This window comes from Frateuria sp. Soil773 (assembly GCF_001428405.1).
Lineage (GTDB): Bacteria > Pseudomonadota > Gammaproteobacteria > Xanthomonadales > Rhodanobacteraceae > LMSL01.
Map to the genome: position 1 here is coordinate 149,474 of NZ_LMSL01000041.1, position 18,754 is coordinate 168,227.

The window sequence follows — 18,754 nt, forward strand, 5'->3', positions numbered from 1 at the left end:
GACCATGCTCCTGCACCTTCCCGACGTCCTGACTCCCGACCAGGTGGCGCAGTGCCGGCAGGCGCTGGACGCGGCCGACTGGACCGACGGCCGCGAGACCGTCGGCGCCCAGGGCGCGAAGGTCAAGCGCAACCTGCAACTGCCGGATGCCTCGCCGCTGCGAGCGCAACTGGGGCAACTGGTACTGGCGGCGCTGGCGCGCCATCCGCTCTATCACGCGGCGGTGCTGCCGCTGCGCACCCTGACGCCGCGCTTCAACCGCTACGAAGGCGGCGGCCATTACGGCTTCCACGTCGACGGCGCGGTGATGGCCCTGCCCGACGCCGGCCAGCTGCGCAGCGACGTCTCCTGCACGCTGTTCCTCAGCGACCCGGACAGCTACGACGGCGGCGAGCTGATCGTCAGCGACACCTACGGCGAGCACGAGGTGAAGCTGCCGGCCGGCGACGCCATCGTCTACCCCTCCAGCAGCCTGCACCGGGTGCAGCCGGTGACGCGCGGCGCCCGCCTGGCCTCGTTCTTCTGGGTGCAGAGCCTGGTCCGCGACGACGGCCAGCGCCGCCTGCTGTTCGAGCTGGACAACTCGATCCAGCAGCTCACCGCGACGGGCGCCGATGCCGCCGCCGTGCTGCAGTTGACCGGCGTGTACCACAACCTGCTGCGACGCTGGTCGGAGACCTGATCGCTCCGGCCTGTTCCCACCGCGCGGCGAGCGGCGGATAATCGGCGCCCTTCTGAAACGACGCGGCAGCGCAAATGTTCGTACCTGGTCAACGCTGGATCTCCACCGCCGAACCCGAACTGGGGCTGGGCACCGTCCTTCGCGTGGAGGGCCGCGGCGTGCAGGTGCTGTTCGCCAAGGCCGGCGTGCTGCGCCCCTACGCGATCGACTCCGCGCCGCTGGTGCGCGCCGAATTCCGCGCCGGCCAGCGCGTGGCGGGCAAGGGCATCGCCTTCCTGGTCGAGCGCGTGGAGGTCAAGGACGACCTGCTGATCTACCGCGGCGAGGGCCGCGAGCTGCACGAGGGCCAGCTCGACGACGAGCAGAGCGTGAGCCAGGCCGACGACCGGCTGATCGGCGGCCGCACCGACCCGGTCGCGCACTTCGAGCTTCGCATGGACGGGCTGAAGCGCCGCGCCGAAGCGCGCCGCTCGCCCTCGTGGGGGCTCGGCGCGGCGCGCATCGGGCTGGTGCCGCACCAGTTGCGCGTCGCCGGCATCGCCTCGGCGCGGCGGCCGCCGCGCGTGCTGCTGGCCGACGAGGTGGGCCTGGGCAAGACCATCGAGGCGGGCATGATCGTGGCGCGCCAGCTCGCCACCGGCCGCGCCTCGCGCGTGCTGGTGCTGCTGCCGGATACGCTGGTGTACCAGTGGTTCGTCGAGCTGCTGCGCCGCTTCAATCTCAGCTTCGCGATCTACGACGAGGAACGCTGCGAGGCGCTGGAGCAGTCCGGCGACGCCGGCAACCCGTTCGAGGACGAGCAACTGGTGATCGCCGACTTCGGCTTCCTGGAGCAGTCGCCCAAGCGCGCGCAGCAGTTGCTTGACGCGCCGTGGGACCTGCTGGTGGTGGACGAGGCGCACCACCTCGCCTGGACGCCGGAGGCGGCCAGCCCGCGCTACGCGCTGGTGGAGCGGCTGGCCGCCGCGACCCCGGGCGTGATCCTGCTCACCGCCACGCCCGAGCAACTGGGCCGCAGCGGCCACTTCGCGCGCCTGCGCCTGCTCGACCCGCAGCGCTACCACGATCTGGACGCCTACCTGGCCGAGGCCGACCGCTTCCAGGAACTGTCGCGGATCGCCGACCGGCTGCTCGCCGGCGAGCCGCTGGAGGACGCGCAACTGGCTACCCTGCACGGCGCCTTCGCCGGCGACGAGGCCCTGCAGGCGCGGCTGGCCGAGCCCGCCAAGGCAGACAACGCGCATGCGATCCTCGCCGCGCTGATCGACCGCCACGGCACCGGGCGCGCGATGTTCCGCAACCGCCGCGCCGGCATCGGCGGCTTCCCGCAGCGCCTGCCGGTATGGCACCTGATCGACGCAGGGCAGCTCGACGACAGCGCGCGCCAGGCGCTGCTGGCCGAATTCCACGCCGACCTGCAGCAGCCGCCTCCCGCGCTGGAGCTGGACTATGCCGGCGACCCGCGCCTGGACGCGCTGGTCGCCCTGCTCGAACAGCATCCGCGCGACAAGTTCCTGCTGATCTGCCGCAGCCAGGCCAAGGTGCTGGCGCTGGAAGAAGCCCTGCGCACCCGCAGCGGCGTGGGCGTGGCGCGCTTCCACGAAGGCCTGGGCATCGTGCAGCGCGACCGCAACGCGGCCTACTTCGCGCAGCCCGACGGCGCGCGCCTGCTGCTGTGCTCGGAGATCGGCTCGGAAGGCCGCAACTTCCAGTTCGCGCACCGGCTGGTGCTGTGGGACCTGCCGCTGGACCCGGACCTGCTCGAACAGCGCATCGGCCGGCTCGACCGCATCGGCCAGACGCACGACATCAGCATCCACATCCTCGCCGTCGCCGACAGCGCGCAGCACGTGCTGGCGCGCTGGTACGACGAAGGCATCGACGCGTTCCGCGCCAGCCCCGCCGACGGCCGCGAGCTGCTGCGCCGCTATGGCGAGCCGTTGGCGCGGCTGGCCGACGAGCACGCGCGCGGCGACGACAACCGCGACCAGGAGCTGGACGTGCTGCTGGCCGAGACCCGCGCCAGCCACGAGCAGATGGCCGAGCTGATCCGCGCCGGCCGCGACCATCTGCTCGAACTGGCCGCCAGCCGCGACCTGCATGCCGACGAATTGCAGCAGGCCTTCATCCGCGACGACCACGACCCGTCACGCGACGCCTTCGTGCAACGCCTGCTCGAAGCCTTCGGCATCCACGCCGAGGAGCTCGGCGGCCAGGTGCTGCTGCTCGATCCGCAATACCTCTCCACCGACGCCCTACCCGGCTTCGCCGACGGCCCGCAGTCGGTGACGTTCTCGCGCGAGGTGGCGCTGGCGCGCGAGGAGCTGCCGCTGCTTCGGCTCGACCATCCGCTGGTGGCCGGCGCGCTGGACCTGGCGCTGTCCGGCGAGCAGGGCAACGCCGCCTTCATGGTCGACGACGTGCTGCCGCCGCGCAGCGCGCTGCTGCAGGCGGTGTTCCTGCTCGAATGCGTGGCCGACCGCTCGCTCGACGCGGAACGCTTCCTGCCGACGCTGCCGATCGTCGTCACCATCGACACGAAGCTCGCCGAGCGCGCCGACTTCCAGCCCAGCGAGACCGGCCTGCGCAAGGCCGCCGACCGCACCATCGAGGTGGCTCGCTACCGCAAGTTCCTCAACAAGCTGGTGCCGCCGATGCTCGAGCGCGCCGAGGCGGTCGCCGCGCTGCGCGCGCAGGCCAGCATCGCCGAGGCGGTGGCCCAGGCCACCGATACGCTCGACGCCGAGCTGTCGCGCCTGCTCGCGCTGCGCGGGGTGAACCCGTCGATCAGCGAAAACGAGATCGCCGCCGTCGGCGCCGAACGCCGCGCCCTGCTCGATGCGCTGCCGCAATCGCGGCTGCGGCTGGACGCGGTACGCTTCGTGGTCAGCGCGGACTTCCTCGCACTGCGCTGACGGGCCCGCCGGCACCGCCCCGACTGGAACGGACTCGTTCGCGGCACCGCCCGCCGGGCCTGCCGCGACGGGCGTCCGCATCCACTCGGGGACCCGTTCCAAGTCTGCCTATCTGACTGGAATTCCCCACGTTCCCCCGCTCGTCATTCCTGCGAAGGCGGGAGGTGCTTTTCAACAGCCGAAGGGCTGGTCATCCAGCGACTTTCCCCTTCCCTAAAACTAAAGGCACTGGATCCCAGCTTGACCGGCCCCGCGGCCGTTGAGAGTCGCCGGGATGACGCTTCGCAAGGGATACCCGGGAGCCTTTGAACGGGCTCTCAGGGCAGCGGCGACGCGTCCGCCAGCGCCATCCGCTGCCGGACCCCGGACAACTGGTAGGCCAGGCTCAGCAGGCCGAGCCATGCCACGCCCACGTACAGCGCCACGCGGGTGTCGGCGCTGTAGCCGAGCATCACCAGCACGAAGGCGAGGAAGGCCAGGCAGACCACGCTGCTCAGCGGGAACAGGCGCAGGCGGAACGGCAACGGCGTGGCCTGCTTGCGGCGGAAGCGCCAGTGCGCGACCAGCACCATGCCCCAGGTCCATACCGTGTTGAAGGCGAGGATCGACATGATCATGCCGAAGATGCGCTCGGGCACCAGGTAGTTCAGCAGCACGCCCACCATCAGGCACGCCAGGGTCACCAGCACGCCGCGCACCGGCACGCCCTGGCGGCTCAGCCGCCGCATCGCGGCCGGCGCCTGGCCCTTGTCCGACAGGCTGTACAGCATGCGGCTGCCGCTGAAGGTGGTGGAGTTGAAGCTCGACAGCGCCGCGGTGATCACCACGAAGTTGATCAGGCCCGCCGCCTGCGGGATGCCCAGCTTGTCGAAGGTGGTGACGAACGGGCTGCCCTGCGTGCCCAGCTCGTTCCACGGGTAGATCGCCATGATCACGAACAGCGCGCCGACATAGAAGATCAGGATGCGCCAGATCACCGAGTTCACCGCGCGCGGGATCGTGCGCTCCGGCTGCGCGGCCTCGGCCGCGGCCATGCCGATCGTCTCGATGCCGCCGAAGGAGAACACCAGCACCGGCAGCGCCAGCACCATGCCGGTGAACCCGTTGGGGAACCAGCCGCCGTGCGTCCACAGGTTCGACAGCCCTACCGGCTTCCCGCCGTTGCCCCAGCCGAGCCAGATGATCGCGGCGCCGCCGGCGATCATCAGCACCACCGTCAGCACCTTGATCAGCGCGAACCAGAACTCCAGCTCGCCGTAGACCTTCACCGCCATCAGGTTCAGCCCGCCGATCATCGCCACGCTGCCGAACGCCCAGATCCACTGCGGCAGCTCGGGGAACCACTGCTTCATGTAGATGCCGACCGCGGTGCTCTCGGCGATGCCCACGCCCATCATCAGGATCCAGTAGTTCCAGCCGGTGAGGTAGCCGGCGAACGGGCCCAGGTACCTGTGCGCGTAGGTGCTGAACGAGCCGGCCACCGGGTCGTGCACCGCCATCTCGCCCAGCGCGCGCATGATGACGAAGATCATCGCGCCGCCGAACAGGTAGGCGAACAGCACCGAGGGGCCGGCCACCTTGATCGTGCTGGCGGAACCGAGGAACAGCCCCGCGCCGATGGCCATGCCCAGCGCCATGAAGGTGATGTGTCGTGGGGTAAGCCGGCGCTGCAGGTGCTCGGTCATGGAATCAGCCGTCGAGGGAAAGGAAGCTCAGCGCCGCAACTGGCGTTTCGGCTTGATCGGCAGCCGCCCGCGCCAGTACTCGATGAGCACGTAGCCTCCGAGCATACCGCCCAGGTGGGCGAAATGCGCCACCCCCGCCTGGGTGCCGGTGACGCCCATCACCAGCTCCACCACCGCGTAGCCGGTGACGAACAGCCAGGCCGGCATCGGGATCGGCAGGAAGATCAGCATCACCTTCTCGTGCGGGTACATCATGCCGAACGCCAGCAGCAGGCCGAAGATCGCACCGGAGGCGCCCAGGGTCGGGTAGAAACCGTGGGTGAAGTACTGCACCACCAGCAGTTGCGCCAGGGCGGCCACCACCAGGCAGACGAAGTAGTAGACGAGGAAGTTGCGCCCGCCGAACAGCCGCTCGATCGGCCCGCCGAACATGAACAGGGCCAGCATGTTGAACAGGATGTGGGTCAGGTCGCCGTGCATGAAGGCGTAGCTGACGACCTGCCACGGCCGGAACCCCACCGACGCCACCCCGTCGCTCGCCTGCGCAAGCTGGTCGGGGCCCCAGGGCCACAGCGCGAAGTGGATCAGCATCGTGTCGTGGAACAGCATCTGCAGCAGGTAGACGGCGATATTCGCGATCAGCAGGTTGCGGGTGACGGGCGGCAGATCGAAGGGCATTGCGGGCATTCCGGGATGCGGAAGCCCAAGCGTAGCGGCTGCGCCCCCGCCCCGCCACGGACCCGTCCCGACCGGCCGCCGGGTGCGCCGATGGCGCACTGCGACAATCCGCCGCACCGGCCACGGCACGACCTCCGACACGGGCGAAAAACCTTGCGAGGCACCGCGTTTGGACGTCCAAACGCCAAACATAGGCACAACGACCCCGAAGCCTACGGGTTGACACCCCTGCGGATCGATGCGCAAATGGACGTCCATACCGCCACGACCGGCGGCTTGCACGACGCACCAGGAAGCGAACCGCCCGTGAACATCCAGGTTTCCCGCATGGCCATCCACACCGCACACCGCCTCACGGCGATGTGTTGCGGCTGTTGATCGCCTGCCGGCCGAAACCCGCATTGCCGCGCCATCCCTCCCGCGACTTTCATCGGATGTTCCCATGCTTCGCCTGAGCCATAGCCCTTCGACCCGCCGCAACCCGACAGCCCACGGCTGTTGTCGTTGCCGCCGAATGCGCCGCACCGGCTGACCCCGCAGCCCCGGAGCGCCCGCGCGCTCCGCCACCGACGTCTCCCCCGACGCCCACAGGCCGCGCATGGCGCTGCCTGTCCCGCGATCCGTCCCCTCCGGCCCTGCGCCGGATCGGATCCATGCATCAGGAATCCCCGCATCATGCTCACGCCCACCCTGCTTCCGCTCGCCATCGGTTCGCCGCCGGCCGCCACCGTGCCGCACGCCGGGAACGCCGGCCCGGCCGTCCCGTGCGACGGCTCGAAACGGTCCTTCGACACCAGCCAGGCCGAAGCGCGCGGACGCTTCGCCGCCGTCCCCGGGATGACCCGCCGATCCTGAAAACCGCCTCCGGCACCCGCGCCGCCACGGCGGCGCATCGCCTCCCGCACGCCACGGCGTGCCTGCCAGGCATGGCGTGACTTCCACCGGCCGTCCCCACGCGCCGCACGCCGGCCACCCAACCCCCACGGAAACCCCGCTCCATGAACCATCGATCTCGCCGCGCAGCCGCCCTGCTGCGCTCCCCTCTCTGGCTGGCGCTGTTCGCGCTTCCCGCGGCGCACGCCGCCGAGCAGGACCAGGCCGCCCCCGAACCGGGCCGCACCGCGCCCACCCAGACCCTGGAACAGGTCACCGTCACCGGCTCGCGCATCCCGCGCGTAGACGTCGAAGGGCCGTCGCCGGTAATCACCATCAGCGCCAAGGACCTGGACGCCAAGGGCTTCCGCAGCGTGTTCGACGCGCTCAGCTCGCTGACCCAGAACACCGGCATGGCGCAGGGCGAGGACTACGGCAACACCTTCACCCCTGCGGCGAACACCATCAACCTGCGCGGCCTCGGGCCCAACCACACCCTGGTGCTGGTCAACGGCCGCCGGGTGGCGGACTACCCGATCGCGTACGACGGCTCGGTCAACTTCGTCAACCTGTCGAACATCCCCGCCGCGATGATCGAGCGCGTCGAGATCCTCAACGGCGGCGCCTCGGCGGTGTACGGCTCCGACGCCATCGCCGGCGTGGTCAACATCATCCTCAAGAGCAAGGCCGAGGGCCTGGACGTCAGCCTGCGCACCGGCGGCAGCCAGGGAGGCGGCGGTTCCAACCAGCGCCTGCAGCTCAGCGGCGGGCATAGCTGGGGCGGGCTCGACGCGGTCTACGGCGTGGAAGTGACCCGGCGCTCGCCGATCTGGGGCACCGACCGCCGCTTCATGGATTCGCTCGCCCGCGATCCGTCGCTGCATGGCGGCCCCACCATCCCCACTGCGGTGTTCTACCGCCGCGACCTCGACAGCGGCCGCTACGTCGACCCGGGCGAGGCCACCTGCGCCTCGCTGGGCGGCCTCTACGGCGGCACCGTGCGGCGCGCCTACGACCCCGGCCGCGGCTACTACTGCGGCAGCGACCGCGCGCCGCCGACGTTCTGGACCGTGCAGACGCGCCAGCGCAACGTCAACGCCTTCACCAGCCTGCACTACAAGCTCAGCGACGACACCGAGCTGTTCGGCGACTTCATGCTGGGCGTGGACAAGATCGACAACACCACCCGCGCGCCGAGCTGGACCTCGCTGGCCGCCGGCAGCAGCTATTTCATCGACGCCGGCAGCGGCACGCCCGAGCGCTGGTACCGGCGCCTCTCGCCGGAGGAGATCGGCGGCCGCACCAAGGCCGGTTCGAACTTCTTCGAGCGCTCATGGAACGCCACCCTGGGCGCGCGCGGCCATCTCGGCGACTGGCGCTACGAGGTCGCAGCCAACCGCTCCGAGTACGACAATACCACCCGCCGCAGCGCCTTCCTCTCGGGCCTGGACGAGTATTTCCTCGGCCCGCGCACCGGCACCGCCGCCGACGGCACGCCGATCTACGCGCCCGACCCGGCCCGCCTGTACCAGCCGCTGGACGCCGCCGACTGGAACCGGCTGACCGACACCACCAGCAGCCACAACCGCGCCTGGGTGCAGACGCTGAGCCTGAGCGTGAACCACGACGACCTGTTCGAGCTGCCCGGCGGTTCGGCCGGCTTCGCCGGCGTGCTCGAGGCGGGCAGCCAGGGCTTCCGCAACACGCCGGACCCGCGGCTCGCCGAAGGCGTGTTCTGGAACAACGCCGGCAGCCTGCCCGCCAGCGGCAAGCGCGACCGCTACGCCGCCGGCGCGGAACTGAGCCTGCCGCTGCACGACCGGCTGATCGCCACGCTGGCCGCGCGCTACGACAGCTACCGCTACGCCGGCCGCAGCGACGACAAGGCCACCTGGAGCGCCGGCCTGGAATACCGCCCGGCCGACTCCCTGCTGCTGCGCGCCAGCTACAACACCAGCTTCCGCGCGCCGGACATGAACTACATCTTCGCCAGCGAGACCAAGGGCTACATCCCCGGCCTCACCGACTACTACCGCTGCCGCCTCGCCGGCCAGCCGTTCGGCAGTTGCGAGTTCAACGACGAGAGCATCAACTACACCAGCTACGGCAGCCGCAGGCTGAAGGCCGAGAACGGCAAGTCGTACAGCTACGGCCTGGTGTGGTCGCCGAACGCGCAACTGGACCTGTCGCTGGACTACTACAAGGTCAGCATCGACGACGAGGTCACCAACCTCAGCGCGGACACCGTGCTGCGCGACGAGGCCGACTGCCGGCTCGGCCGCACCCAGGGCGGCCAGCCGGTCGACATCCTGTCGGCGCCATGCCAGGCGACGCTGGCGCGGGTACGGCGCAACCCCGCCGACGCGGTCGATCCGCTCACCGCCACGCGGGTGTTCATCAACCCGATCAACGCGGCCAGCGAGCGCACCAGCGGCATCGACGCCAGCGGCAACTACCGCTGGCACACGTCCGGCCTCGGCGACTTCGCCGTGCACGCGAACTACACCCTGGTGCTGAGCCACAAGTACCAGCAGTCGCCCGGCGGCCTCATCGTCAACCTGCGCGACGGCGGCGGGATGGGCGAATCCGGCGCCACCTACGAATGGCGCAGCAAGCTCAACGCGAGCGTGAGCTGGAACTACCGCGACGTCACCACCACGCTGTACGGCATCCGCTACGGCAGCCTGCCGAACGCGGACCTGAGCGGGCGCATCGCGCCCTACTTCCGCTACAACGCCAGCGTGGCGTACCGGATCAGCGACCGCGCGTCGATCTCGCTGGCCGTCAACAACCTGCTGGACAAGGCGCCGCCGCGCGACCGCACCGGCAGCGGCTGGCCGTTCTACCCGGTCGGCAACTACGACCCGTACGGGCGCCAGTGGTGGCTGGAGGCGAGCTACCACTTCGGCGCCAAGTGAGGCCATGCCCCGCGGCGGCCGCCCGGGCCGCCGCGGGGCATCGGGCAAAGAAAAAGGCCGCCTTGCGGCGGCCCTGGACTGACGGAAAGGGTTTTCGATCAACCGTTCTGCGCGATCCCCTCGGGACGGCGCGCGCCGGCGAAGCGCTTGGACCAGTACGCCTCGTCCAGGCTCGACACCTCGACGCTCTTGCCGCGCGAAGGCGAATGGATGAAGCGGCCGTTGTCGATATAGATGCCCACGTGCGAGATGCGCTTGCGGCCGCCGGTGCGGAAGAACACCAGGTCGCCCGGCTGCATGTCGCCGCGCTTCACCTTGAGCCCGGCGAGGAACTGGCTGGCCGAGTTGGTCGGCAGTTGCAGCCCAATCGCGTGGGCGAACACGTAGCGGACGAAGCCGCTGCAGTCGAAGCCGGTGGACGGGTCGCGGCCGCCGCGCACGTAGCGGATGTCGCGCAGCTTCATCGCCATGGCGATCAGCGTCTTGCGCAGGTCGCCCTGGTCGGCGGCATCCTCGGCATCGCTGCCGGCGGCCGGAACCGCCGCGCGCTCCTGCACCGGGCCGCGCCCGGCAGCGAACGACGGCACGGCGACGTAACGACCGACCGGGCCCGCCTTTGCGGCGACACCCGGCTGCGCCAGCAGCGGCGAGGCGGCGACGGCGGGCGATGCCAGGAGCGGATACACGGCCTTGGCCGGGACGGCGATGACCGGGGCGACGACCACCGCGGTGCGGTGCGTTTGGCCGGCCTTCGCCAGCGAATGGGACTTGCCGTGGAGGGTGCGCTTTGCGTGGGCCGTCTTATGGGCCGTCTTGGCGTGGGTCGCCTTGGCGTGAACCTGCTTGCTGTGCGTCGTGTGCGTCGCCTTCTTGGCGTGGACTGCTGCGGTACGGGCCTGGAGCGGAGCGGCAGCCAGCAGGAGCGAGGCCAGCGCGGCGGCAGCGGTCAATCGCTTGATCAGCATGCGGGGAAAAATCCCTTTGCGGTTCACAGGATTAGCCGTCCGCACAAGCTGACGACGTGACGAAGCGGTGAACTTAGCAAAGCGGACTAGGCCAAATGTTCTATCGGGGTTAACTGAACCCTGCCGTTCGGTTACCTGGCATGCGCCATGCTTGGCGCCCAATGCATTGAAATTTCACGAAATGACTACCGGCTCCGCACATTTGCGAGGCAATTGAAGAACCAATAAATCAGGATGGTTCAATAATTGCCTTCCCGCACGGTGCGCCGGCCGAAGATCGCCGTGCCGATCCGCACCTCGGTGGCGCCTTCGGCGATCGCCAGCGGGAAATCGCCGCTCATGCCCATCGAGAGCCGCGGCAACCTGTGCCCTTGCGCCTCGGCCTGGTCCCGCAACTGGCGCAAGCCGCGGAAACAGGCGCGTACGGCCTCCGCGTCGTCGGTATGGGTCGCCAGCGTCATCAATCCGCGCACGCGCAGGCCGTCGTAGCCGCGCAGGCGCTCCAGGAACGGCATCAGCTCGCCCGGCGGCAGGCCGTGCTTGCTCTCCTCCGGCGAGGTCTTTACCTGCACCAGCACGTCGATGGCCCGCTCCTCGGCCTGCAGCCGGCGCTGCAGCGCCTCGGCCAGCTCCAGCCGGTCCAGCGACTGCACCTCGCTGGCGAGCCGCGCGACGTCCTTCGCCTTGTTGGTCTGCAGGTGGCCGATCAGCACCCAGTCGATGCCGCAGCCGGCCAGGGCGGCCGACTTGTCGCGGATTTCCTGCACCTTGTTCTCGCCGAAGCGGGACAGCCCCAGCGCCAGCGCGGCGCGGACCACCTCGGCGCCGAAGGTCTTGCTGACCGGCAGGATCGACACCTCGGCGGGATCGCGCCCGGCGGCGCGGCAGGCCGCGTCGACGCGGCGGCGGATGTCGGCCCAGTTGGCGGCGAGATGGGAGTAGTCCATGAGTACGGCTCTTTGCGTTCGCCTCCTCTCCCCTGCGGGAGAGGATTGAGGTGAGGGGCGGGTGCCCGCGAAAACGCCTGTCCCCCGGCTCCTTCCCCCTCGGGGGAGAAGGTTGGGATGAGGGGCGGGTACTTGCAGGGAGCTTTCAAGCAAGCGAGCGCCCTTCGTTCCCTCCAAGCGCCCCGCAAGGCGGGCCATCTCCCCTCCGGAGAGAGGGGAGACAGGCGGAGGTCAGCCCTTCGCGCCCTGCGCGTAGTGCTTCGCCACCACCTCGGCCACCACCATGCTGACCTTCTTGCCGGTGGGGATGTGCAGGAACTCGTTCGGGCCGTGCGCGTTGGAGTGCGGGCCGAGCACGCCGGTGATCAGGAACTGCGCCTGCGGGAACTTCTCGCCCAGCATGCCCATGAACGGGATCGAGCCACCCTCGCCCATGTACGCGGCCGGCGCGCCGAAGTGGTTCTGCGAGGCCTCGGCCACGGTCCGCTCCAGCCACGGCGAGAGCTGCGGCGCGTTCCAGCCGCTGCCGTCCTTCTCCAGCTTGAAGGTGACCTTGGCGCCGTACGGCGGGTCCTTCTCCAGCAGTTGCTTGACGAACTGGCCGGCCTTGGCACCCGAGAGCGTGGGCGGCACGCGCAGGCTGAGCTTCACCGAGGTCTTCGGGCGCAGCACGTTGCCGGCGCTCTCCAGCGGCGGCATGCCGTCCACGCCGGTCACCGCCAGTTGCGGCCGCCAGGTGCGGTTGAGCACCAGCTCGACCAGGTCGTCGGTGACCGGCCGCATGCCTTCCACGAAGGGGAACTTGTCGTACACCGCGCTGCCGAGCACCTCGGTCGTCTTCTTCGCCTGCTCGATGCGCTGCGGCGGGATATCCACGTACAGCTCGGGCGGCAGGATCTTGCCGGTCTGCGGGTCTTCCAGCCGCGACAGCAGCTCGCGCAGGATGCGGAAGCTCGACGGCACCACGCCGGAGGCGTCGCCCGAATGCACGCCTTCCTCCAGCACCTGCACGGTCAGCTCGCCGCCGGTCATGCCGCGCAGCGAGGTGGTCAGCCACAGCTGGTCGTAGTTGCCGCAGCCGGAATCCAGGCATACCACCAGCGAGGGGTTGCCGATGCGCGGCGCCAGGTGGTCCACGTAGAACGGCAGGTCGTAGCTGCCCGATTCCTCGCAGGCCTCGATCATGATCACGCAGCGCGCGTGCGGGATGCCCTGCTCGTGCAGCGCCAGCAGCGCCGCCAGCGAGCCGAAGATCGCGTAGCCGTCGTCGGCCCCGCCGCGGCCGTACAGCTTGTCGCCCTTGATCACCGGCGTCCACGGGCCCAGGCCCTCGGCCCAGCCGGTCATCTCCGGCTGCTTGTCGAGGTGGCCGTACAGCACCACGGTGTCGTCGCCCTGCCCGGGCACCTCGATGTAGATCAGCGGCGTGCGCCCTTCCAGCCTCACCACGTCCAGCGTGGCGCCCGGCAGCGCGGCGAGCTTGGCGCCGGCCCAGTCGGACATCAGCTTCACCGCCTGGTCCATGTAGCCGTGCGCCACCCAATCCTTGTCGAACATCGGCGACTTGTTGGGAATACGGATGTACTCGACCAGTTGCGGCACGATCTCGGCATCCCACAGGCCGCTGACGAAACGGGAAAGGCGTGCGGTATCCATGGGCGACTCCACTCGATGCTCGAAAGAAGCCGATTGTACCAGCGCCCCGCCACCCTCCCCTCGCAGCCGCTGCCGACGCGCCGGTAAGCCATGGCCGACAGCGGCACGGGCCGGCCGTGGCCCGCAAACCATCCTGCACCGACTGCCGTGCCGGCGCCCGCTGCCGCACGATGGCTGCACGGCATCGGAATGCCGTCTTCGTCCACCACAAGGAGGTTCACATGGTTTCCAGGATCGCAGCCGCTTTCGCCCTCGCCCTGGCCCTCGCGCTGGCCATTGCCCAGCCGGCGCTGGCCGCCACGCCGGTCAACGTCAACAAGGCCGATGCCGCCACCATCGCCGAGGCGCTGGACGGGATCGGCCAGTCCAAGGCCGAGGCCATCGTCGCCTACCGCGACGCCCACGGCCCGTTCAAGAGCGTGGAGGAACTGGCCCAGGTCAAGGGCATCGGCCAGGCCACCCTGGAACGCAATCGCGCCGCCATCCTGTTCACGGGCGGCGGCAAGGCCGGCGACGGGGCGGCCGCCGCGGCCAAGGGCAAGGCCGGGAAGAAAGCCCGGCCGGCCGCCGCGGAATAGGCCCGGCCCCCGCAGCGGCGCGGCCCATGGCGGGCCGCGCCGCTTGCGCTACACTCGCCCGCCTGTTCCGCCGCCCGCGCCGCCATGATCCTTCCGCGTTACCGCATTGCCGCCTCCACCATCGGCGGCGCCGGCAAGGGCCTGTTCCTGGAGGAGCCCGTGGCCGCCGGGCAGGTCGTCACCGCGCCGGACGCGATCGACCGCACCTACCGCCGCGACGAGGTCGCCGCGCGCCCGGACCTGTTCCATGCCTGCGCGCGCTGGTTCGAGGATCGCTACACGCTGTCGCCGGACTGGCCCGACGAGTGCTACATCAACCACAGCTTCGAGCCCACCGGCCTGTGGCACCTGGGCTTCGTGTTCGCCGCCCGCGACCTGCCCGCCGGCACCGAGATCACCGTGGACTACCGCCACCTGCTGCCCCCCGGCGAGGCCGAGGACTTCCTTGACGCGGCCACTGGTGAGAAAATCATCGGCTTGCCCTGGGCCGAGAGCCTCGCCTCAAGTACCCGTACGCTGGGCCGATTGCTTGACCATGGTTGCTGAAACCGAGCTGTGATGTCCGACATTCCCACCCTCGAAACGGCGCGCCTGCGCCTGACCGCGCTGACCGAGCGCCACTTCGACGACTACGCCGCCATGCTGGCCGATCCGGAAAGCACGCGCTGGATCGGCGACGGCCAGCCGCTGGACCGCACCAACGCCTGGCGCTCGCTGGCGATGCTGCTCGGCCACTGGCAACTGCGCGGCTGCGGCATGTGGGCGCTGGAACTGAAGGACACCGGCGAGTTCGTCGGCCGTGCCGGCCTGATGCACCCCGAAGGCTGGCCGGACCTGGAACTGGGCTGGATGCTCAAGCCGGGGCACCGCCACCACGGCTACGCCACCGAGGCCGGCAACGCCGTGCTGGAATTCGCCTGGACCCAGTTGCACGCGCGGCGCGTCATCAGCCTGGTGCGGATCGGCAACGAGGCTTCCGACCGGGTCGCCGAGCGGCTGGGCGGCGAACATATCGAAGACATGGATTTCTACGGCAGCCACAACCACGTGTTCGCCTACTACCCGCCCTACCGCGAGCCGCGCCGCGCCTACGCATGAGCGTGCTGCACCCGCTGGCCGCCGACGCACCGCGGATCCAGCCGTGGGCCAATGGCCTGGGCAGCACCATCCAGCTCGCCTGCGGCCCGGACGACGCCCACTGGCGCTGGCGGCTGAGCGTCGCGCAGATCGGGCAAGCCTCCGCGTTCTCGCCCTTGCCGGGCGTGCGGCGCTGGATTGCCCCGCTGGACGCGCCGCTCGAACTGGCTTTCCCGGCAGGCGGCAAGCGCCTGCTGCCGCGGCTGGCCGTGCATGCCTTCGACGGCGCCGACGCGCCTTTTGCGGAGCTTCCCGAAGGCCCGGCCCGCGCCTTCAACCTGATGCTGCGCGGCGACGCCCGGGCCGAGCTGATCGCGCGCCCGTTGCACGGCGCGATGGTGTTGCCGGCAGCGGCCGGCGGGCGCTGGTTCGTGCACCTGCCGGCCGGCCAGGCCGAGGTGCGCGCCGACGCCGAGGCGGCGATGTTGGCGGCCGGCGGCAGCCTGTGGATCGATGCGCAGCCCGGCCAGCGGCTGCGCATCGAAGGCGGCGGCGAGATCGTGCTGGCGAAGCTGGCAGACTGAAGCCGCGCCAGGCTGGATCGGCAGCTAGAGCGCCGGCGGCAATCCGCCGGCATGCCGCGAGGCGACCAGCGAGCGGCTCACCTCGGCCAGCGCGAACAGCCGCGCGATGCGCGTCCAGCCCACCGCCAGCACGGCGAGCTGGGCCAGCAGCAGCGCCAGCAGGAAGCCGCCCAGGCCGAATGCCGTGGTATGCAGGCGGCCGAGCCCGAACGCCAGCGCGATCGCGTAGCCCACCGCACCGATCACCAGGTAGCTGAGCAAGGTGCTGGCCGGGCGGCGCAGCAATTGCACGAAACCGCGCCCCAGCGCGCGCGTCGCCGAGCGCAGGCCGGCATCGGCGATGAAGGCCGCCCGCGCCGACTCGACCACCGCGTGCGCCAGCACGAACAGCACCACCAGCACCCACTGCGCGACGTCGCGATACAGCTCGGCCTGGCTTTCCAGTACCGCCTGCCCGTCGCGCTTGTCGGCCACCCCGAACGCCAGCGCAGCGCCGCCGAAGGCGATCGCATACGGCAGCAGCGACCACAGCATCACGCGGAACATCCGCCCGTACTCGATCACCCCGCTCTGCAGCAACTGGCCCAGGCCCAGCGTGCGTCCGGCGCGCCCCGCGGCGACCGCCATGCCGGCCAGGAACGGCCCCATCAGCACCGCCAGCAGCAGGCCGAGCAGCGCGGAGCCGCGCAGCCCCGCGCCCTGCTCGCCGAGCGCGCCGATCACGTCGCCGAACAGCAGGCCGTCGAACCGCTGCGCCCAGGCGGCCGCGTGCACGGAATGGTCGAGCAGGCCGGCCAGGATCCGCCACAGCGGCAGCGCCACCACCGCCGTCGGCAGCAGGAGGAACACCAGCCACAGCAGCAGCAGGCGCCACTGCAGGGCTGCCACGGGAGCGCGAATCACCGCCCCCACGTCGACGCGACGCGCATTCTTGTAGGCCATCACAGGGTCACCACCAGGGAATAGAAAGCCTGCAGCAGGGCTGCGACGTCGGCGGTCCAGCGCCGCGAGGCCGAGCCGTCGGGCTCCTCGGTGCGGCTGTCGTCGAGCTTGTTCGCGTCCAGGTAGATCTGCCGCTGCGGATCGAGCTCGGCCGAGACCACCCGCGTGGGCCGGGTGAAATCGAAGCGCGCCCAGCGCCGGTCGTCGTTCCAGCGCACGTCCTCGTGGCTGCCGTCCTTGAACGTGACGCGCAGCAGCTGCGGCACCGGTGCGCCGGCGCGGAACACCGTCACCGTACTCTTCCAAGGGAACGGCCCGGTGCCCGGCTTCGCGTCCGGATGCGCCTTCTTCCAGTCCTCGCGCTGCTTGTCGATCCGCTTGTCCAGCGCCTTGGTGTCGCCGTCGCTGCGCTTGCCGCCGGCCAGCACGCTGCCGGCCAGCGGCAGCACTTCCTCGCTGTCGATGCTGCTGACGCGGTCGTCGATGTGCGCGGTGCCGTAGACGAACTGGTCGAACACCTGGTTGACGTTCTTCGCGTCGCCCGACACGTCGATCAGCGCGGCGCGCAGGTCGGCCACCGACGGGTGGCGGAAATGCCAGCGCCGGTAGTATTCGCGGAACGCGCGCTCGGTCACCTGCTTGCCCAGGCGCTCCTCCAGGTCGTGCATCGCGGTCGCCGTGCGCGAGTACACGCTGCCGTAGCTGCTGCTGGAAAAGCGGTCCCAGGCGTTGCCGCCGAGCGGGTCGGCCGGCTCCTTCAGGCCCGCGCCGATCCGCTCCATCTCGAACCCCGACAGCGACGGCGCGAAACCGATCGACTTCAGCAGCGGGCCGGCGAGGACGATGCCCTGCTTGCGCTCGCGCAGCATGCGCTGGTCCCAGTACTCGTTCAGGCCCTCGTCCAGCATCGGCTCCTCGAATTCGTTGGAGGCGAGCAGGCCGTAGAAATAACCGTGGCCGAATTCGTGGATGGTGACGAAGTCGGAGGCGTACTGGTTCAGCGTGCCCGGCTCGACCTTGGCGTAACCCTCGGTGGTGAAGAACGTCGGGTACTCCATGCCGCCCGCCTCGCTGGCGTTGTACGGCGGCACCACCACGGTCAGCGTGCGGTACGGGTACGGCCCGAGCGTGTCGGAGAAATAGGTCAGCGAATCGGTGCTCGCCTTGAGCTGCGGCTGCGCGCTACCGGCGTACTCGGGCGGATAGATCACCCGCACCGCCACCTTCGGGCTGCCCGGCCCCTGCCAGCTGCCGTCCAGCGTCTTGTAGCCCTTGGCCGCGACCCAGGCGAAATCGTGCACGTCGCCCTGGACGAAGCGGTAGGTGGTCTTGCCGTTGGCCGCCACCGGCTCGCCCTGCTGCTCGCCCACTGCGCCGACGGTGTAGTCGCTGGGCACGGTCATCTTGACGTCGTAGCTGCCGAAGTCGGCATAGAACTCGCTGTTGAAATGGAACTCGTGCACGTTCCAGCGCGGCGCGGTGGCGCCGCGCTCGCCCGGCAGCTCCAGCACGCCGATCTTCGGGAACCACTGCGCCACAAGGTTGAAATCGCCGAACCAGCCGGTGCGCTCGACCACGCGCGGCAGCTGGCTGAGGAAGTCGATGTCGAGCGTGAGCGTGCCGCCGGCCGGCACCGGCTGCGCAAGGTCGATGCGCACCACGGTCTGGTCGGTGTCCGGGCCGCCGTCGGGATGCACGAAGCGCCACTTCAGCGCGGCGTCGCCCTGCTTCACCTGCTTCAGGTCGATCCAGCCCCACTCGCCCTTCTTCAGTTGCGCCGCGCCGCGCGAGCGGCCGTGCGCGGTCAGCACCTTGCGCTCGGTGAAGAACGTGCTGCCCTCGTTCTGGAAGGCGTTGAGGTACAGGTGCAGGTAGACGCTGCCGACCGGCCGGTCGCTGCGGTTGCGCCAGCCCAATTGCTCCTTGCCGGTGACCGCGTGCGTGGCCGCGTCCAGCTCGGCTTCGATGCGGTAGCTCACCACGCGGTCGGACAGCGTCGGCTCGTTGCCGGTGCGCTCGCCGCCCCAGGCGTCCGGCGCGCTCGGTACGCTCACCGCCGCGGCGTGCGCCGGGGCGAAGGGAATCTCCGTCACTTCCGCCGGTGCCGCCACGGTCGCCGCGGCCGCCGCGGCCGCCGGCGCCTGGACCTGCGCCAGCACCGCGCCTGGCGACAGCGCGGCACACAACCACAAGGCGAGCCGCGGCCCGCGCCCCTTCGACAGCTTCATCGTCACCACTCCCCTAGCCATCCGCA

General features: G+C 70.3%; 15 protein-coding genes. 8 read left to right on the plus strand and 7 right to left on the minus strand.

The window, feature by feature from the left end:
* Window positions 1–4: 4 nt before the first annotated feature.
* Together ASG87_RS16495 and rapA are read left to right on the plus strand one after the other, a co-directional pair.
* On the plus strand, window positions 5–682 hold the full coding sequence (locus tag ASG87_RS16495; protein ID WP_056007748.1) for a Fe2+-dependent dioxygenase: 678 nt from the start codon (window positions 5–7) through the stop codon (window positions 680–682).
* Between the two features lie 74 nt (window positions 683–756).
* A complete protein-coding gene (gene rapA, locus ASG87_RS16500) occupies window positions 757–3,597 on the plus strand; it encodes an RNA polymerase-associated protein RapA (protein WP_056007751.1) in 2,841 nt (946 codons plus the stop codon).
* 317 nt (window positions 3,598–3,914) lie between these two features.
* Here the strand turns inward: rapA and ASG87_RS16505 are convergent, their stop codons facing one another.
* Together ASG87_RS16505 and ASG87_RS16510 are read right to left on the minus strand one after the other, a co-directional pair.
* Entirely contained in the window at window positions 3,915–5,282 is a 1,368-nt protein-coding gene (locus ASG87_RS16505) for an amino acid permease (RefSeq protein WP_056007754.1), read from the minus strand.
* A gap of 27 nt (window positions 5,283–5,309) precedes the next feature.
* Window positions 5,310–5,960, minus strand: a complete 651-nt coding sequence (locus ASG87_RS16510) for a rhomboid family intramembrane serine protease (protein ID WP_056007757.1) — start codon at window positions 5,958–5,960, stop codon at window positions 5,310–5,312.
* Window positions 5,961–6,635: 675 nt separating this feature from the next.
* Here ASG87_RS16510 and ASG87_RS16515 point away from each other — a divergent pair.
* Together ASG87_RS16515 and ASG87_RS16520 are read left to right on the plus strand one after the other, a co-directional pair.
* Window positions 6,636–6,815 (plus strand): hypothetical protein, encoded by a 180-nt coding sequence (locus tag ASG87_RS16515; RefSeq protein WP_056007760.1) that lies wholly within the window; start codon window positions 6,636–6,638, stop codon window positions 6,813–6,815.
* A gap of 143 nt (window positions 6,816–6,958) precedes the next feature.
* Window positions 6,959–9,751: a TonB-dependent receptor gene (locus ASG87_RS16520; RefSeq protein WP_082583047.1), complete on the plus strand. Its 2,793-nt coding sequence runs from the start codon at window positions 6,959–6,961 to the stop codon at window positions 9,749–9,751.
* A gap of 98 nt (window positions 9,752–9,849) precedes the next feature.
* Here the strand turns inward: ASG87_RS16520 and ASG87_RS16525 are convergent, their stop codons facing one another.
* The 3 genes from ASG87_RS16525 to ASG87_RS16535 form a co-directional block, all read right to left on the minus strand.
* The gene (locus ASG87_RS16525; RefSeq protein WP_056009020.1) at window positions 9,850–10,476 is read right to left on the minus strand and encodes a C40 family peptidase; all 627 of its coding nucleotides are present in this window, start codon (window positions 10,474–10,476) and stop codon (window positions 9,850–9,852) included.
* Window positions 10,477–10,955: 479 nt separating this feature from the next.
* Window positions 10,956–11,663 carry a YggS family pyridoxal phosphate-dependent enzyme gene (locus ASG87_RS16530; RefSeq protein ID WP_056007763.1) on the minus strand — a complete coding sequence of 236 codons (708 nt, stop codon included), beginning with the start codon at window positions 11,661–11,663 and terminating at the stop codon, window positions 10,956–10,958.
* Between the two features lie 231 nt (window positions 11,664–11,894).
* Window positions 11,895–13,319, minus strand: coding sequence for a M20 family metallopeptidase (locus tag ASG87_RS16535; protein ID WP_056007766.1), 1,425 nt, complete (start codon window positions 13,317–13,319; stop codon window positions 11,895–11,897).
* A 221-nt stretch (window positions 13,320–13,540) separates the two neighbouring features.
* Here ASG87_RS16535 and ASG87_RS16540 point away from each other — a divergent pair, with 221 nt between their 5' ends.
* The 4 genes from ASG87_RS16540 to ASG87_RS16555 all read left to right on the plus strand — a co-directional run bounded on the left by ASG87_RS16540 (window position 13,541) and on the right by ASG87_RS16555 (window position 15,558).
* A complete protein-coding gene (locus tag ASG87_RS16540) occupies window positions 13,541–13,897 on the plus strand; it encodes a ComEA family DNA-binding protein (RefSeq protein WP_056007769.1) in 357 nt (118 codons plus the stop codon).
* An 84-nt stretch (window positions 13,898–13,981) separates the two neighbouring features.
* Entirely contained in the window at window positions 13,982–14,443 is a 462-nt protein-coding gene (locus tag ASG87_RS16545; RefSeq protein ID WP_056007772.1) for an SET domain-containing protein, read from the plus strand.
* Between the two features lie 12 nt (window positions 14,444–14,455).
* On the plus strand, window positions 14,456–14,995 hold the full coding sequence (locus ASG87_RS16550; protein WP_056007774.1) for a GNAT family N-acetyltransferase: 540 nt from the start codon (window positions 14,456–14,458) through the stop codon (window positions 14,993–14,995).
* Window positions 14,992–15,558: a HutD family protein gene (locus ASG87_RS16555; protein WP_056007777.1), complete on the plus strand. Its 567-nt coding sequence runs from the start codon at window positions 14,992–14,994 to the stop codon at window positions 15,556–15,558. Before ASG87_RS16550 ends, ASG87_RS16555 begins: the two co-directional genes overlap by 4 nt.
* 24 nt (window positions 15,559–15,582) lie before the next feature.
* On the opposite strand, the gene ASG87_RS16560 is transcribed toward ASG87_RS16555, so the two are convergent.
* Together ASG87_RS16560 and ASG87_RS16565 are read right to left on the minus strand one after the other, a co-directional pair.
* Window positions 15,583–16,500, minus strand: a complete 918-nt coding sequence (locus tag ASG87_RS16560) for a hypothetical protein (RefSeq protein ID WP_056007779.1) — start codon at window positions 16,498–16,500, stop codon at window positions 15,583–15,585.
* On the minus strand, window positions 16,500–18,728 hold the full coding sequence (locus ASG87_RS16565; RefSeq protein ID WP_157511140.1) for a M1 family metallopeptidase: 2,229 nt from the start codon (window positions 18,726–18,728) through the stop codon (window positions 16,500–16,502). Before ASG87_RS16565 ends, ASG87_RS16560 begins: the two co-directional genes overlap by 1 nt.
* Between the last annotated feature and the right edge of the window lie 26 nt (window positions 18,729–18,754).

Bases quoted from the DNA above. Each gene is read 5' to 3' on its own strand.
- ASG87_RS16495 (WP_056007748.1), top strand. From the start codon at position 5: ATGCTCCTGCACCTTCCCGACGTCCTGACTCCCGACCAGGTGGCGCAG.
- rapA (WP_056007751.1), top strand. From the start codon at position 757: ATGTTCGTACCTGGTCAACGCTGGATCTCCACCGCCGAACCCGAACTG.
- ASG87_RS16505 (WP_056007754.1), bottom strand. From the start codon at position 5,282: ATGACCGAGCACCTGCAGCGCCGGCTTACCCCACGACACATCACCTTC.
- ASG87_RS16510 (WP_056007757.1), bottom strand. From the start codon at position 5,960: ATGCCCTTCGATCTGCCGCCCGTCACCCGCAACCTGCTGATCGCGAAT.
- ASG87_RS16515 (WP_056007760.1), top strand. From the start codon at position 6,636: ATGCTCACGCCCACCCTGCTTCCGCTCGCCATCGGTTCGCCGCCGGCC.
- ASG87_RS16520 (WP_082583047.1), top strand. From the start codon at position 6,959: ATGAACCATCGATCTCGCCGCGCAGCCGCCCTGCTGCGCTCCCCTCTC.
- ASG87_RS16530 (WP_056007763.1), bottom strand. From the start codon at position 11,663: ATGGACTACTCCCATCTCGCCGCCAACTGGGCCGACATCCGCCGCCGC.
- ASG87_RS16535 (WP_056007766.1), bottom strand. From the start codon at position 13,319: ATGGATACCGCACGCCTTTCCCGTTTCGTCAGCGGCCTGTGGGATGCC.
- ASG87_RS16540 (WP_056007769.1), top strand. From the start codon at position 13,541: ATGGTTTCCAGGATCGCAGCCGCTTTCGCCCTCGCCCTGGCCCTCGCG.
- ASG87_RS16545 (WP_056007772.1), top strand. From the start codon at position 13,982: ATGATCCTTCCGCGTTACCGCATTGCCGCCTCCACCATCGGCGGCGCC.
- ASG87_RS16550 (WP_056007774.1), top strand. From the start codon at position 14,456: ATGTCCGACATTCCCACCCTCGAAACGGCGCGCCTGCGCCTGACCGCG.
- ASG87_RS16555 (WP_056007777.1), top strand. From the start codon at position 14,992: ATGAGCGTGCTGCACCCGCTGGCCGCCGACGCACCGCGGATCCAGCCG.
- ASG87_RS16560 (WP_056007779.1), bottom strand. From the start codon at position 16,500: ATGGCCTACAAGAATGCGCGTCGCGTCGACGTGGGGGCGGTGATTCGC.
- ASG87_RS16565 (WP_157511140.1), bottom strand. From the start codon at position 18,728: ATGAAGCTGTCGAAGGGGCGCGGGCCGCGGCTCGCCTTGTGGTTGTGT.